General features: G+C 74.3%; 11 protein-coding genes. 8 read left to right on the forward strand and 3 right to left on the reverse strand.

The annotated features are described in order from the left end of the window. The 7 genes from CCN72_RS20040 to CCN72_RS20070 all read left to right on the forward strand — a co-directional run. Positions 1 to 1,775, forward strand: a 1,775-nt coding sequence (locus CCN72_RS20040; protein ID WP_244174337.1) for an acyl-CoA dehydrogenase, incomplete at its 5' end; no start/stop codon positions are given. Beyond that, positions 1,772 to 2,869, forward strand: a complete 1,098-nt coding sequence (locus tag CCN72_RS20045; protein WP_086808712.1) for a 3-oxoacyl-ACP synthase III family protein — start codon at positions 1,772 to 1,774, stop codon at positions 2,867 to 2,869. The genes CCN72_RS20040 and CCN72_RS20045, both read left to right, overlap by 4 nt. 89 nt (positions 2,870 to 2,958) lie before the next feature. Beyond that, positions 2,959 to 3,813 carry an SDR family NAD(P)-dependent oxidoreductase gene (locus tag CCN72_RS20050; RefSeq protein ID WP_086808719.1) on the forward strand — a complete coding sequence of 285 codons (855 nt, stop codon included), beginning with the start codon at positions 2,959 to 2,961 and terminating at the stop codon, positions 3,811 to 3,813. Between the two features lie 10 nt (positions 3,814 to 3,823). After that, positions 3,824 to 4,936, forward strand: a complete 1,113-nt coding sequence (locus CCN72_RS20055; RefSeq protein ID WP_244174339.1) for a beta-ketoacyl-ACP synthase III — start codon at positions 3,824 to 3,826, stop codon at positions 4,934 to 4,936. After that, entirely contained in the window at positions 4,933 to 5,202 is a 270-nt protein-coding gene (locus tag CCN72_RS20060) for an acyl carrier protein (RefSeq protein WP_086808713.1), read from the forward strand. Before CCN72_RS20055 ends, CCN72_RS20060 begins: the two co-directional genes overlap by 4 nt. Continuing rightward, complete coding sequence (locus CCN72_RS20065; protein WP_086808714.1) at positions 5,199 to 6,422, forward strand: beta-ketoacyl-[acyl-carrier-protein] synthase family protein; 1,224 nt, start codon at positions 5,199 to 5,201, stop codon at positions 6,420 to 6,422. Before CCN72_RS20060 ends, CCN72_RS20065 begins: the two co-directional genes overlap by 4 nt. Positions 6,423 to 6,610: 188 nt before the next feature. Further along, positions 6,611 to 7,606, forward strand: a complete 996-nt coding sequence (locus tag CCN72_RS20070; protein WP_208638050.1) for a hypothetical protein — start codon at positions 6,611 to 6,613, stop codon at positions 7,604 to 7,606. Between the two features lie 173 nt (positions 7,607 to 7,779). Here CCN72_RS20070 and CCN72_RS20075 read toward each other — a convergent pair whose 3' ends face one another. The 3 genes from CCN72_RS20075 to CCN72_RS20085 are packed head-to-tail and all read right to left on the reverse strand — an operon-like array spanning position 7,780 to position 9,886. After that, positions 7,780 to 8,088 (reverse strand): AzlD domain-containing protein, encoded by a 309-nt coding sequence (locus tag CCN72_RS20075; RefSeq protein ID WP_037662266.1) that lies wholly within the window; start codon positions 8,086 to 8,088, stop codon positions 7,780 to 7,782. After that, a complete protein-coding gene (locus CCN72_RS20080) occupies positions 8,085 to 8,855 on the reverse strand; it encodes an AzlC family ABC transporter permease (RefSeq protein ID WP_086808716.1) in 771 nt (256 codons plus the stop codon). Before CCN72_RS20080 ends, CCN72_RS20075 begins: the two co-directional genes overlap by 4 nt. A gap of 53 nt (positions 8,856 to 8,908) precedes the next feature. After that, complete coding sequence (locus CCN72_RS20085) at positions 8,909 to 9,886, reverse strand: AraC family transcriptional regulator (protein ID WP_086808717.1); 978 nt, start codon at positions 9,884 to 9,886, stop codon at positions 8,909 to 8,911. Positions 9,887 to 9,995: 109 nt separating this feature from the next. Here CCN72_RS20085 and CCN72_RS20090 point away from each other — a divergent pair. Further along, on the forward strand, positions 9,996 to 14,609 hold a 4,614-nt coding region (locus tag CCN72_RS20090), incomplete at its 3' end, for an ATP-dependent helicase (RefSeq protein WP_244174341.1).

Consider the following 14,609-nt stretch of genomic DNA (forward strand, 5'->3'; position numbering starts at 1 on the left):
CCAGCACCAGCACCAGCACCCGTAACGACACCGACTCCCGCCCGTCCGGCGGCGCCCAACTGCTCCGGAACCTCGGCCTGATGGGCCAGGCCCTCCCCGCCCCGGAGAAGATCTTCGAGGACCCGGCGCGGCTCGCGGCCGTCCACGCCTGGGCCGCCGTCACCGACCCGCCGCTGTGCCTGGCCGCGCTGGTGCACCACACGCTCTGCCTCGGCTCCATGACCCAACTCGGTTCGGATCCGGCGTATCTGGCGGAGCGCATGGCGGCCCTGACCGCCGGCCGCGCCAAGGGCGTCTACCTGATCACCGAGGCAGGCCAGGCGAACAGCCATCTGGCGACCAGGACCCGTGCCACGTACGACCCGGCCACCGGGGAGTTCGTCCTGGACACACCGGACGCCGAGGCGGCCAAGTTCGGCAGCGCGGGCACCCGGGACATCCCCCAGACGGCGGTGGTGCTCGCCCGGCTGTTCACCGACGGCGCCGACCGGGGGGTCTTCGGCTTCGTGGTCGACCTGACCGACCGCTCGGGGCCGCTGCCCGGCGTCGAGTTGTCGTCGCCGATCAACCTGGGCGCGCTGCCCCTGGACTACGTCCTCGTACGGTTCCGGCGGCTGCGGGTGCCCGACGCCCACTGGCTGGCCGACGGGGCGGCCATCGGTGCGGACGGCACCTTCCACGACCCGGCCGGATCGGCCGAGCGCCGGCTCCAGCGCACTCTGCGGGTGGGCCAGGGCCTGTGGGCGCTCATGCCGGCCGTGGCCGCCGCGACCGCCCGCCAGTCCGCCGTACAGGCGGTCAACTACGCGCGGCAGCGCCGTACCCAGAGCCGGCTGGCGCCGGGCGTGCCGCTGCTGTCGTACCGGACCCAGCAGCGCGCGGTCCTCGGCGCGCTGGCCGACGCCTTCGCGCTGACCTGCGCCGCGCACGGGGCGCGCGCCCTGTGGACAAAATTCCTCGCCGCGCCCTCGGGCGGTGCGGAAACCGACGCGATGGGGTTCACCCCCTGGACCGCCGTCAACCGGCCGCTCGCCGCCTACAAGGCGGCCTCCGTACGGCTCGCCGCCGAGGTCAGCGCGGAATGCCAGCGCAGGTGCGGCTTCTCCGGTCATCTGGACGTCAACCGGCTGGCCGGGTACCACGGCTTCCACCACGCCTTCGACGCGGCGGGCGGGGACAGCCAGCTCATCCTGTACGACATCGGGCGCTCCCTCGTCGAGGAGAGCGCGGACGCGCCCGCCCCGGCCGCGGACACGGCGGACGGCGCGGCGCGGCCCTTGGCCACCTCCCCCTCCTGGTGGCCGGAAATCGCCCGCACTCACCGGGCCGGGCTCGCCGCGCACCTCGCGGGCCGACTGCGTGTCCTGAAGCACGGTTCCCCGTTCGACGCCTGGAACCCGCTGCTGGAGGACGCGGGCCTCCTGGGCGAGCTGTACGCCGACGGCTTGATGGCCGAGGACGTCCTCAACGTGCTCGCCGAGGTCCGCGACACGAGCGCGCGCACCGTCCTGGGTGCGCTGGCCGCCCTGCACGGGGCCATGGCCGCCCGCCGCTGGTCCGCCTCGCTGCTCGCGCACGAGACCCTGCGGCCCGCGGACGTCCAGGCGCTCACCGATGTCATCGACCACCTCTGCGACGAACTGCGCCCGCATCTCCCGCTGCTCACCGAGGCGTTCGTGCACGGCGACGGGGCGACGGACGCCCCGCTGGCCGCGGCCGACTACAACGCCGCGCTGCGGGCCACGCTCACCTGGACCCGAGGAGCCATCACATGACGTACACCCGCCCCATCGGCGTCCTGGGCATGGGCACCTATCTGCCCTCCACGGTCCGCACCAACGCGGAGGTGGCCGCGGGCGCCGGGGTCACACCGGAATGGATCAGCGAACGCACCGGCGTCCGTGAACGCCATGTCGCCGCCCCGGGCGAGGCCGCCTCCGACCTCGCGGCGCACGCGGTCCGTTCGGCGGTCCGGGCCGCCGGTCTCGACATGGCCGACATCGGCCTGCTGATCTGCGGCACCTCGACCCCCGACGAGCTGGGCCCGGCCACCGCCTGCCGGATCCAGACGCTGACCGGGGCCGACCGCGCGGTCGCGCTCGACGTCAGCGCCGCCTGCTCGGGCTGGCTGTTCGCCGCCAAGGTGGCCCACGACTGGCTGCGTACGGCCGAGGGGGGCACCCGGTACGCGGTCGCCGTCGGTGTCGAGGCGTACTCCCGGTTCCTCGATCCGGCCGACCGGGGCACCGCCGTACTGTTCGCCGACGGAGCGGCGGCCGCCGTACTCGGACCGGTGGCCGAGCCCGGGGGGTTCGCGCAGTTCAGTCTGGGCTCCGACGGCGCGCTCGCCGACCGTGTGCTCATTCCCGCGGGCGGCAGCCGCCGTCCGGCCAGCGCGGCCACGCTCGCCGGCCGCGACCACTTCATCCGCATGGACGGCCGCGCCATCGGCCGGTTCATCACGGATGTCTTCCCCCGACTGATCACCGACGCCCTCGACCGGGCGGGACTGGCACTGGCGGACGTGGACTGTGTCGTCGCCCACCAGCCGAACCCCGTACTGCTGCGGCGGATCGGTGCCGACCTCGGCATCCCCGACGACCGCCTGGTGGTCGTCGGCGACGAGGTGGGCAACATCGGCGCGGCCAGCACGCCGTACGCCCTGGCGCGCGCCGTCGACACCCGGCCGCTGAAACCCGGCGACCGGATCCTGCTGGCCGCCTTCGGCGCCGGCATGACCTGGGGCAGCGCACTGCTCACCTGGAGCGGCGCGCCCGCCGTCGCCGCGGACCCCGCGGCCGTCCCGCGATCCGTACCGTCCGCCGACCGGACGACCGGACGGTCCACCTCACAAGGAGCCGCTCGATGAACACCACGAACCACTCCACGAACGCCACGGGCCGCTCGACGGACACCGCGGACCGCTCGACAGACACCGCGAACCGCCCGACGAACGCCATGGGCCGCCCGACGAACGTCATGGACCTGTTCCGCCTGGACGACGCGCGCGCGTTGGTGACCGGCGCCTCCCGAGGTATCGGCAAGGCGGTCGCGGAGGCACTCGCCGACGCCGGATGCGATCTGGCGCTGACCGCGCGGACCCTGCCCGCCCTGGAGGACACCGTGCGCGCCGTGGAGGAACGTGGCCGCAAGGCCGTCGTCCTGGACGGTGACCTCGCCCTGCCGGGTGTCGCCGAGGCGCTGGTCGACCGGGCGAGCGCGGCGCTGGGCGGCCTGGACATCGTCGTCCACAACGCGGGCACCCTGCCGACCGCCGCGGACGGCAGCCCGCTGATGGCCCCGCTCCAGCACGCACGCCAGGAGGACTGGGAAGCGGTCGTCGCCGTCAATCTCAACGCCACGGCCGCCCTGTGCCGGGCGGCGTACCCGCACCTGGCCGAGTCCTCGCGCGCCAGTCTGATCCTGATGTCCTCGGCCGCCGGGATCGTCGGCGCCCCGATGATGGAGGCGTACGCCGCGACCAAGGCGGCCCAGATATCGCTCACGCGGAGTCTCGCGGTCGGCTGGGCACGGCAGGGCATCCGCGTCAACGCGCTGTGCCCCGGCTGGACCCGCACCGACATGACCGCCTTCGCCAGCGCGCCCGGACCGGTCTCCGACTGGCTCACCAGCCATGTGCCGATGGGCCGTTGGGCGGATGCGGACGAGGTGGTCGGCGCCGCGCTGTTCCTCGCCGCGCCCGCCTCCTCCATCGTCACCGGGCACGCGCTCGTCGTGGACGGCGGACTGTCCGTCGCCGACGGCGGCCTGGCCGGCCACCCCAAGCCCCCCTCGCCCTTCGCCGCGGAGTGAGTGACCATCCGTGGACGAAACCCTCGACGCCCCTGTGCACCCGCCGGTCACCGGTTCGCCGGACACCGCCACCGCCGTCATCACCGGCATCGGCGCCTGCCTCCCGCCGCGCGTGGTCGACAACGACGCCGTGATCGCGCGCGGCGGGCTGCGCACGGACGACACCTGGATCAGGGAACGCACCGGCATCGCCCGCAGGCGCCACGCGGACGCCGGTACCAGCACCGGGGACCTCGCCGTCGGCGCCGGACGGGCGGCCCTCGCCTCCGCCGGGGACCGGCGCCCCCAGATGCTGCTGCTGGCCACCGGCACGCCCGACCATCCCTGCCCGGCGACCGCGCCCGCCGTGGCGCACCGGCTCGGCCTGGACGGCATACCGGCCTTCGACCTCTCCGCGGTGTGCTCCGGCTTCCTGTACGCCCTGGCCATGGCGACCGCGCTGATCCGCGCCGGCACCTGCGCCACGGTGCTGGTGATCGCCTCGGACACCTACACCACCATCGTGAACCCGCTCGACCGGGAGACCGCGCCGATCTTCGGCGACGGCGCGGGCGCGGTCCTCGTCACCGCGGGCCACGCGGCCGAACCCGGCGCCGTGGGCGCCCTCGACCTGGGCTCCGACGGCAGCGGCGGCGATCTCATCACCATCCCCTACGGCGGCTCCCGGCACCCCCGCCGGCTGCCGGGCCCCGACCCGGACGGGCACTACTTCCGTATGCGGGGCCGCGCGGTCTACGCGCACGCGGTCCGCCGGATGACCCGGTCCGCCGACTCCGCGCTACGAGGTGCCGGCTGGGCGCCGGAGACCGTACGGGCCTTCGTCGGCCACCAGGCCAACCAGCGCATCCTGGACTCGGTCGCGGACCGGCTGGGGATCGCGCCCGCCCACCGGTTCGGCAACATCGCGGAACTCGGCAACACCGCCGCCGCCTCCATCCCGCTGGTGCTGGCCGACCCCTCGGTCCATAAGCGCGTCGAACCGGGCGCACGCACGCTGCTGACCGCGTTCGGCGGCGGACTCACCTGGGCCTCCGCCGCCCTCAACTGGCCCGATGTCACCCCCATGTCGCAACGACCGCCGTCCGCCGACCACCCCTTCGCGTCTTCGAGGAGCGACTCATGAACCATGTCTACGACCGTCTCGTGAACCTGCTGCACAACAAGTTCGAGGTCCCCGCCGACCACGTCGGGCCCACCGCCACCCTCGGCGAACTCGACCTGGACTCCCTTGCCGTGGTGGAGCTCTACGTCACCCTCCAGGAGGAGTGGGGTGTCGCCCTGGACGACTCGGCGGCGTCCGCGGAACTGACCGTCGCCGAGGTGGCCCACTCGGTGAGCGAGCAACTGGCGCCCACCGAGCCGGTGCCGCACGACGGAAGCGGACGGTGAGCGACCGGATCGCCGTCACCGGGCTCGGACTGGTGACCCCGGGCGGGATCGGAGTGGGCCCCACCTGGGAGAGCCTGTGCGCGGGCAGGCCGGCGGCACACAGCGATCCCGCCCTGTACGACGGCCCGGTGACCATGTCGTGCCGGGTGCCCCCGCCGGACGCGGGTCGCGGCCGGCTCTGGCGGTTCGACCCCGCCACCCGCTTTCTGCTCACCGCCGCCCAAGAGGCCCTGGCCTGCGCGGGCCTTGAGCCCGCGGAATGGGATCCGGCGCGGGTGGCGGTGGTCGTGGGCACGGCGGCGGGCGGGGTCGGCACGCTGGAGGCCCAGCACCGCAAACTGCTCACCGCCGGTCACGGTGTTCTCTCGCCGATGACCCTGCCCGCGTTCCTGCCCAACATGGCGGCGGGCCAACTGGCCCTGGAACTGGGCGTCACGGGCCCCTCCCTCCAGACCTCCACGGCCTGCGCGTCGGGCGCCACGGCCGCCGTCACGGCCGCTCTGCTGCTGGCAGCCGACGCCTGTGACATCGCCGTCGCCGCGGGGACCGACGCCATGGTGACCCCGCTGTGCGCGTCCGCGTTCGCCAAACTCGGCGCCCTGTCACGCCGGGACCATGAACCCGAACGCGCCTCGCGCCCCTTCGACAAGGACCGCGACGGCTTCGTCCTGGGGGAGGGCTGCGGTGTCCTGCTCCTGGAGCGCGAGCCGCACGCACGGGCGCGCGGGGCCGTACCGCTGGCGCTGCTCACCGGCCATGGCAGCACCAGTGACGCCCACCATCCCACGGCGCCGCATCCCGAGGGGGCGGGGCTGCGGGCGGCCACCATGGCGGCCCTGGCGGGCGCGGGCGCGCGCCCCGACGACGTCGACCACATCAACGCCCACGGGACGAGCACCCGTCTCAACGACGCGGTGGAGGCGGCCGTGATCAGGGACCTCTACCTCCGCAGGCCCCCCTCGGTCACATCGGCCAAGGGCGTCCTCGGGCACACCATGGGAGCGGCGGGCGCCATCGAGGCCGCCGTCACCGTCCTGACCATCGCGCACGGGACCGCGCCTCCCACGGCGAACTTCTCCGCCCCCGACGACACCACCGCCGGCCTGGACATCGTCACCCGCGCGCCCCGCCCCCAGACCGTCCGCCTGGCCCTCAGCCACTCCCTGGGCTTCGGAGGCCACAACACGGTCCTCGCGTTCGCGGCGCCCTCGTACACATGACGAGGAGCTTTCGTACACGTGACAAGGACCGTCGTACATATGACAAGGAAGGGAGAACATGCTCGAAGCCATGCCCGAAGTCATGTCCTAGGAGACCGTCAACCGCGTGAAACCGGTATCCCGCCCCTGAGAGTGGGGCCCGCCCGGGACCGCTTGCCAAGGCCGCATTCCGTCCTACGGTCTGACGCATGGCCGAAACCGGAGCTTCCCCACTCCCCTGCACGCCCCCGGCGCGCTCCCCGCTCTTCAGCGCCGAACAGTTCATGTGGCTCACCGCGCGCGTGCTGGAACAACGCCTTTTCGCATACCACTTCCTGCGCGGCGCCCCGGACGCGGTGGAGGCGGCGCTGGACGCCTATCGCAATGAGGACGGCGGGTACGGGCACGCCCTGGAGCCCGATCTGCGCGGACCGGTGAGCCAGCCCCTGCACACCGCGCACGCGCTGCGCGTCCTGGACGCCGTCGGGCGCTGCGGCGGGCAGCGCGTGGAGCGTGTGTGCCGCTATCTGACCTCCGTCTCCACGGCGGACGGCGCGCTGCCGGCGATCCATCCGAGCGCCCGCGGGTATCCGGCGGCGCCGCGCGTCCAGGGCTCTCCGACGGCCTCGGACACACCCGCGCAGGCGGCCTCCCGAGGTTCGCTGGCGGCCACCGGTCCCGTGGTGGGGCTGCTGCACCGCAACGAGGTGTGGCACGCCTGGCTGTTCCGGGCCACCGACTTCTGCTGGCAGGCCGTCGCAAACCTGGAGCAGCCGCGTCCGCACGAGGTGCTGGCCGCCGTGGCCTTCCTGGACTCCGTTCCCGACCGCCCGCGCGCGGAGGCCGCCGCGGACCGGCTCGGCCGTCTGGTGCGCGCACAGCGGCTCGCGGCGCTGGGCCCCGAAGGCCCGGTGGCGGGGGAGCGCCGGGTTCCCCAGCAGGTGGCGCACCGGGGTGATCCGGGGCCTGGCCCGCGCCACTTCCCGCACGACTTCGCGAAGAGCCCCGCGTCGCTCGCGCGCGCCTGGTTCACCGACGAGGAGATGGCCCGCTCCCTGGACCATCTGGCCGCCGGACAGCAGGAGGACGGCGGCTGGCCGGTCCGCCGCCGGCCATGGGCACCGGTCCCCGCGTTCGAGGCGCGCGCCCTGGTGACGATCGAGGCGCTGTGCACGCTGCGGGCGTACGGCCGCTTCGTGGGCTGACCAGGTTCAAACGCGGTGCGGGTCCGGTGCCGGTGCCGGTTGGTTCGGGTCCGGTGCCGGTTCGGATCCGATGCCGATTCGGGTCTGGTGCCGGTTCGGGTTCGGGTCCGGCTCGGATTCGGGTCCGGTGCCGGTTCGGTTCCGGTGCCGGTTCGGTTCCGATGTACGGCGCCTCAGCCGCCGAGCGCGCGGACGCCCGCCGTCACCAGTACGGCCGCGCCGACGACCACCAGGAACGGGGCGCGCAGCACCAGGGCCACGGCGGCCGCCCCGAGCCCCGCGGCCCTGGCGTCCAGCATCAGCGCCTGCCCCTGGGCGAACGTCTGCTGCGCGGTGAGCGCGGCGAGGAGGGCGACGGGCAGCAGCGCGGCGAGCCGCCGTACGAGGGGCCGCTCGATGACATGGGCCGGTACCAGCAGGCCGGCGAGCTTGACGGCGTAGCAGCCGAGCACGGTCAGACCGATCGCGATCCAGGTGTTCACCGGCCCTCCTCCATGGCCTTGGCCTTCACCTCGGAGGTGTCCGTGGCCCTGTCCTTCGAGATCTCGTCCAGGTCCTGTGGGTCACAAGGCCCGCGCCGCCCGGACACGAACAGGGCGACCGGCGCGGCCAGGGCCGCCACCAGGACCGGCACTCCGGCCGGGAGTACGGGCAGCAGGCCGAGCCCCAGCGCCACCGCGAGGCCCGCGACCGCGCGCTCGGTGGACGTCCTCAGCATCGGCGCGAGCAGGGCCAGGAACACCGCGGGCCCTGCCGCGTCCAGCCCCCACGCGCGCGTGTCGCCGATGGCCTTGGCGCCCAGGGCGCCGAGCAGGGTGGTGAGGTTCCACAGCGCGTAGAGGGTGACTCCGGTGACCGTGAAGCCGATCCGGGCGGCGCGCCGGGTCGGCTGCGCCAGGGTGACCGCCGTGGTCTCGTCGATCACCCATTGGGCGGCGAAGGGCCGCACCGCGCGCGGAAGGGCGAGGAGCTGGGAGAGACGCAGCCCGTAGAAGGCGTTGCGTATGCCCAGGAAGAAGGCCCCGGCCGCCGCCGTGTACGGGTTGCCTCCGGCGGCCAGCGCTCCGACCAGGGCGAACTGGGAGGCGCCGGTGAACACCAGAAGGCTGAGCGCGCAGGTCTGGAGCAGTCCGAGCCCGCCACCGGCCGAGGTCACTCCGAAGGCGAACCCGGACAGTCCTACGGCGACGCCGACCCCGAGGGCGTCCCGTACGACCGCCGCGTCGGGCTTGGCCGCCCCGTCCGCCATGTCCACTGGTGCTGTCTGCTGCTGTGCCACGCCCGGGACGCTACGGGCGAACGTCAGTCCGAGTCTTGTACGTTCTTGCGCCCTCGCACCTCCGCACGCCCGCGTACCTCCACATGCCCGCGTACCTCCGCGCGCCGACGTACCTCCGCGCGCCCTCGTACATCGCTGCGCTCCCGCTGGTAGGCGCCCGGGGGCACGCCGACGATCCGGGCGAAGTGACGGTTGAGGTGCGGCTGGTCGGTGAAGCCGACGGCGACGGCCGCCTCGGCGGGCCGGGTGCCGGTGTCCAGGAGGAGCCGCGCGCGCCGTACCCGGGCGTCGGTCAGCCAGGCGTGCGGTGGCATGCCGTAGCTGTCGCGGAAGGCCCGCAGCAGCGCGAACGGGCTGGTCCCGAGGTCGGTGGCGAGCCGCTCCAGGGTCGGCGGCTCGGTCATGCGCTCCTCCAGCACGGCCCGCGCGCGTGCCGCGATCCGGGCCCCGGCCGTGCGTGGCCGCCGCTCGGGCAGGGTGCCGCCGTTCAGCCGGAGCAGCCGTGTCACGGCGATTCGGAGCAGGGTGTCGGCGGCCAGCGCGTTGCCCTCCTCGGCGGCGCGGAGCACCTCGTGGACGAGGCGGACGGTGGCGGGGTCGTCGAGGACGGGACTGACGAAGCCGGGGGCGCCGCGCAGGGTGCTGGTCTCCGCCGCTATCGCCGCCACCACCTCGGGCGCCGGGTAGACCGCGCCGTACCGCCAGCCCTCCGGGACCCCGGCCCGGCCGGTGTGCGGGGTGTCCGGGTTGACCAGCGCGAGGGCTCCCGCGCCCGCGAAGACGTCGGAACCGCCGTGGTGGAACACCTCGACACCGTCGGCGATGGCGGCGATCACGAAATTCTCGTGGGTGTGCCGGACGAAGGTCTTGTGGACGTACCGGGCGCGCAGCAGATCCACGCCGGGCAGCTCCTCGTAGCGCCAGTGCCGCGCCCGCTCCACCGCCCGTCCCGCCCGCTCGCGGGTCAAGCGGTCGTCCCGCCGTCCAGCCGTGCCTGCCATGGGTCCATTGTCCGCCGCGGCGGCCGCGTCCCGCTCCTCGCCCACCCTCGACGGCGGGGCATTTGCCCAGGTCAGCACGATTGTCAGTGGTCGGGTGCAGGATGGACGCATGGTCAGCTCCGCACATCGGGCCCTCGACGGCTTCTCCCCCGCGACCCGCGGCTGGTTCACGGGGGCGTTCTCCGCGCCCACCGCGGCCCAGGCGGGCGCGTGGGGCGCCATCCAGGCGGGTTCGGATGTGCTGGTGGTCGCGCCGACCGGCTCCGGCAAGACGCTGGCCGCGTTCCTCGCCGCCCTGGACCAGCTGGCCGCGACCCCGCCCCCGGCCGACCCGCGAAAGCGCTGCCGGGTGCTGTACGTCTCACCGCTGAAGGCCCTCGCGGTCGACGTCGAGCGCAATCTGCGCAGCCCGCTGACCGGCATCCGCCAGGAGTCCGTCCGCCTCGGCCTGCCAGAACCCGAGATCAAGGTCGGCATCCGCTCCGGCGACACCCCGCCCGCCGAGCGCCGCGCGCTCTCCACCCGGCCGCCGGACATCCTGATCACCACCCCCGAGTCGCTCTTCCTGATGCTGACCTCGGCCACCCGCGACGCGCTCACAGGCGTGGAGACGGTGATCCTGGACGAGGTGCACGCGGTCGCGGGCACCAAGCGCGGCGCGCATCTCGCGCTCACTCTGGAGCGCCTCGACGAACTGCTCCCGAAGCCGGCCCGCCGGATCGGCCTGTCGGCGACCGTGCGCCCGGTGAACGAGATCGCCCGTTATCTCTCGCCGCGCCGCAAGGTGGAGATCGTCCAGCCGGAGTCCGGCAAGGAGTTCGACCTCTCGGTGCTCGTGCCGATCGAGGACATGGGCGAGCTGGGCGGCTCCCCGGCCACCGACGCGGCCGACGGCGGGGAGCGGCCGTCGATCTGGCCGCATGTGGAGGAGCGGATCGCCGATCTGGTCCAGTCGCACCGCTCCACCATCGTCTTCGCCAACTCCCGCCGCCTGGCCGAACGCCTGTGCAACCGGCTCAACGAGATCGCGTACGAACGCGCGACGGGCGAGCCACTGGCCGAGCACCACTCCCCCGCCCAGCTGATGGGCGGTTCGGGCGCGGCCCAGGGCGCGCCCCCGGTGATCGCCCGGGCCCACCACGGCTCGGTGTCCAAGGAGCAGCGCGCGCTGGTCGAGGAAGACCTGAAGGCGGGCCGGCTGCCCGCCGTGGTCGCCACCTCCAGCCTGGAGCTGGGCATCGACATGGGCGCCGTCGATCTCGTCGTCCAGGTGGAGTCGCCGCCCTCGGTGGCCTCCGGCCTCCAGCGTGTCGGCCGCGCCGGACACCAGGTGGGCGCCGTCTCCACCGGTGTGGTCTTCCCCAAGTACCGGGGCGATCTGGTGCAGGCGGCCGTGGTGACCGAGCGAATGCGTTCGGGTGCCATCGAGTCCCTGCGGGTGCCCGCGAACCCCCTGGACGTACTCGCCCAGCAGATCGTCGCCATGACGGCCCTGGACACCTGGCAGTTCGACGATCTGCTGGCCATGGTCCGCCGCGCGGCCCCCTTCGCCTCGCTCCCGGAATCGGCGTTCACCGCGGTCCTCGACATGCTCGCGGGCCGTTATCCCTCGGACGCGTTCGCGGAACTGCGCCCCCGGGTGGTGTGGGACCGCGTGGCCGGCACCGTCACCGGCCGCCCCGGCGCCCAGCGGCTGGCCGTCACCTCCGGCGGCACCATCCCGGACCGCGGTCTGTTCGGGGTCTTCCTCGCCGGCAGCGACCCCAAGAAGGGCGGCGGCCGGGTCGGCGAGCTGGACGAGGAGATGGTCTACGAGTCCCGGGTGGGCGATGTCTTCACGCTGGGCACGAGTTCCTGGCGCATCGAGGACATCACCCGCGACCGGGTCCTGGTCTCCCCCGCGCCGGGCGTGCCGGGCCGGCTGCCGTTCTGGAAGGGTGACCAGCTGGGCCGCCCGCTCGAACTGGGCCGCGCGGTGGGCGCGTTCCTGCGCGAGGTCGGCTCGCTGTCCGAGGACGACGCCCGGCTGCGGCTGCTCGCCGCGGGCCTGGACGCGTGGGCGGCGGACAACGTGCTGGCGTATCTGCGGGAGCAGCGCGAGGCCTGCGGCCATGTCCCGGACGACCGTACGATCGTCGTGGAGCGCTTCCGCGACGAACTGGGCGACTGGCGGGTCGTCGTCCACTCCCCCTTCGGCGCCCAGGTACACGCCCCCTGGGCGCTCGCGCTCAGTGCCCGGCTGTCCGAGCGGTACGGCATGGACGCCCAGGTGATGCACGCCGACGACGGCATCGTGCTGCGGCTGCCCGACGCCGATCTGATGAGCCTTGACCTGCTCGACCAGGAGCCCATGAAGCCGGGCGCGCCCTTCCCCGGGGACAGTGAGCAGCCGCCCGTGGGCGCGGCGGACGTCGCCTTCGACAAGGGCGAGGTCGACCAGGTGGTCACCGAACAGGTCGGCGGCTCGGCCCTGTTCGCCTCCCGGTTCCGCGAGTGCGCCGCGCGTGCCCTGCTGCTGCCGCGCCGCAGCCCGGGCAAGCGCACCCCGCTGTGGCAGCAGCGTCAGCGCGCGGCCCAGCTGCTCCAGGTGGCGAGCGAGTTCGGCTCGTTCCCGATCGTCCTGGAGGCCGTCCGCGAATGCCTCCAGGACGTCTTCGACGTGCCGGGCCTGGCCGAGCTGATGGGCGACATCGAGTCCCGCAAGGTGCGCCTGGTCGAGGTCACCACCCCGGAGCCGTCCCCCTTCGCCCGCTCCCTGCTGTTCGGGTATGTCGCCCAGTTCCTGTACGAGGGCGATTCCCCGCTGGCCGAGCGCCGTGCCGCCGCGCTCTCCCTGGACTCCCGGCTGCTGGCCGAACTGCTCGGCCAGGCGGAGCTGCGCGAACTGCTCGACGCCGAGGTGCTGACCGAGCTGGAGCGCGAACTCCAGTGGCTCACCGAGGACCGCCGGGTCAAGGACGTGGAGGGCGTCGCCGATGTGCTGCGGCTGCTCGGCCCGCTCACCGAGGCCGAGTTGGTCGCGCGGGGCGCCGATCCGCACTGGGTGCGGGAGCTGGCCGGGGCCCGCCGGGCGATCAAGGTCCGGATCTCCGGCGCCGACCACTGGGCGGCGATCGAGGACGCGGGCCGGCTGCGCGACGCGCTCGGCACCGCGCTGCCCGTCGGCGTCCCGGAGGCCTTCACCGAGCCGGTCAAGGACCCGCTGGGCGACCTCCTCGCGCGCTATGCCCGTACGCACGGCCCGTTCACCTCGGCCACCGCCGCCGACCGCTTCGGACTGGGCGTCGCGATCACCGACGGCGCCCTCCAGCGGCTCGCCGCGAGCGGCCGGGTGGTGCAGGGCGAGTTCCATCCGGCGGGCATCGGCCAGGAGTGGTGCGACGCCACGGTGCTACGGCGACTGCGCCGCCGCTCCCTGGCGGCCCTGCGGCACGAACTGGAGCCGGTACCGCCCGCCGCGCTCGGGCAGTTCCTGCCGCAGTGGCAGCACATCGGCAAGGGACACGGTCTGCGCGGCGTGGACGGACTGGTGCGCGCGATCGAGCAGTTGCAGGGCGCCTCGGTGCCCGCCTCCGCGCTGGAGAAGCTGGTCCTGCCGTCCCGGGTGGCGAACTACACGCCGTCGATGCTGGACGAGTTGACCGCGGCCGGCGAGGTGGTGTGGGCCGGCGCGGGCGCGCTGCCCGGCAAGGACGGCTGGGTCTCCCTCTATCTGGCGGACGTGGCACCCCTGTTGCTCCCGCCGCCGCACCCGCTGGAGCTGACCGCGCTCCACCAGTCCGTCCTGGACGCGCTGTCCGGTGGCTACGGCTTGTTCTTCCGGCAGATCGCCGACCAGGTGCGCGCCACCACGCACCCCGACGCCACCGATCCCCAACTGGCCGACACCCTCTGGGACCTGGCCTGGTCGGGTCGGCTCACCAATGACACGCTGGCGCCGATGCGTTCCCTGCTGGGCTCGGGCCGTACGGCGGGTTCGACCGCCCACCGTGCCAAGCGCGCGGTGCCGCGCGGGCGCTACGGCTCCCTGACGGCCGCGGCGCGTACGGCCTCCCGTACCGGCCCGCCGACCGTCGCGGGGCGCTGGTCCCTGCTGCCCGCGGCCGAGCCCGACCCCACGGTGCGCGCACACGCGCTGGCCCGCACCCTGTTGGACCGGCACGGCGTGGTGACCCGGGGCGCGGTCGCCGCGGAGGGCGTGGAGGGCGGCTTCTCTGCGGTGTACCGGGTGCTGTCCGCCTTCGAGGACAGCGGCCAGGCCAGGCGCGGTTATGTGGTCGAGGGGCTCGGCGCGGCCCAGTTCGCCATGGACGGCGCGGTGGACCGGCTGCGCGCGGTGTCCAACGCACGGGACCGGGGCGAGTCCCTGCCCGCCCCGGTGGGTGGCTTCCCAACACCCGGGTTCACCGATCCGAACGGCTTCCCGGGCATCGACGGCGGCCCGCACGGCCACAGCCCGTCCCCTTCCGGCGCCGACGCGGGCTTCGCCCACCCCGGTCTCGACGGCGACTTCACCTGGCCGCCGACCGACCTCGACGGCCAGGACGCTCCCCGCGACCTCGCCGACCCCTTCTCCGCCCCCGGCTACGGCGGCCCTCGGGGCGGCGGATCCACCGGCCGCGGCTCGGGCTCCCCCTGGGAGGACCGGGGCCCGCGGCGGAACCACGGCCGGGACCGTTCCCCCGACTCCCGTGCCGTCGTCCTCGCCGCGGCGGACCCGGCG

It is taken from the genome of Streptomyces murinus, from assembly GCF_002154555.1.
Classification (GTDB): Bacteria; Actinomycetota; Actinomycetes; order Streptomycetales; family Streptomycetaceae; genus Streptomyces; species Streptomyces murinus.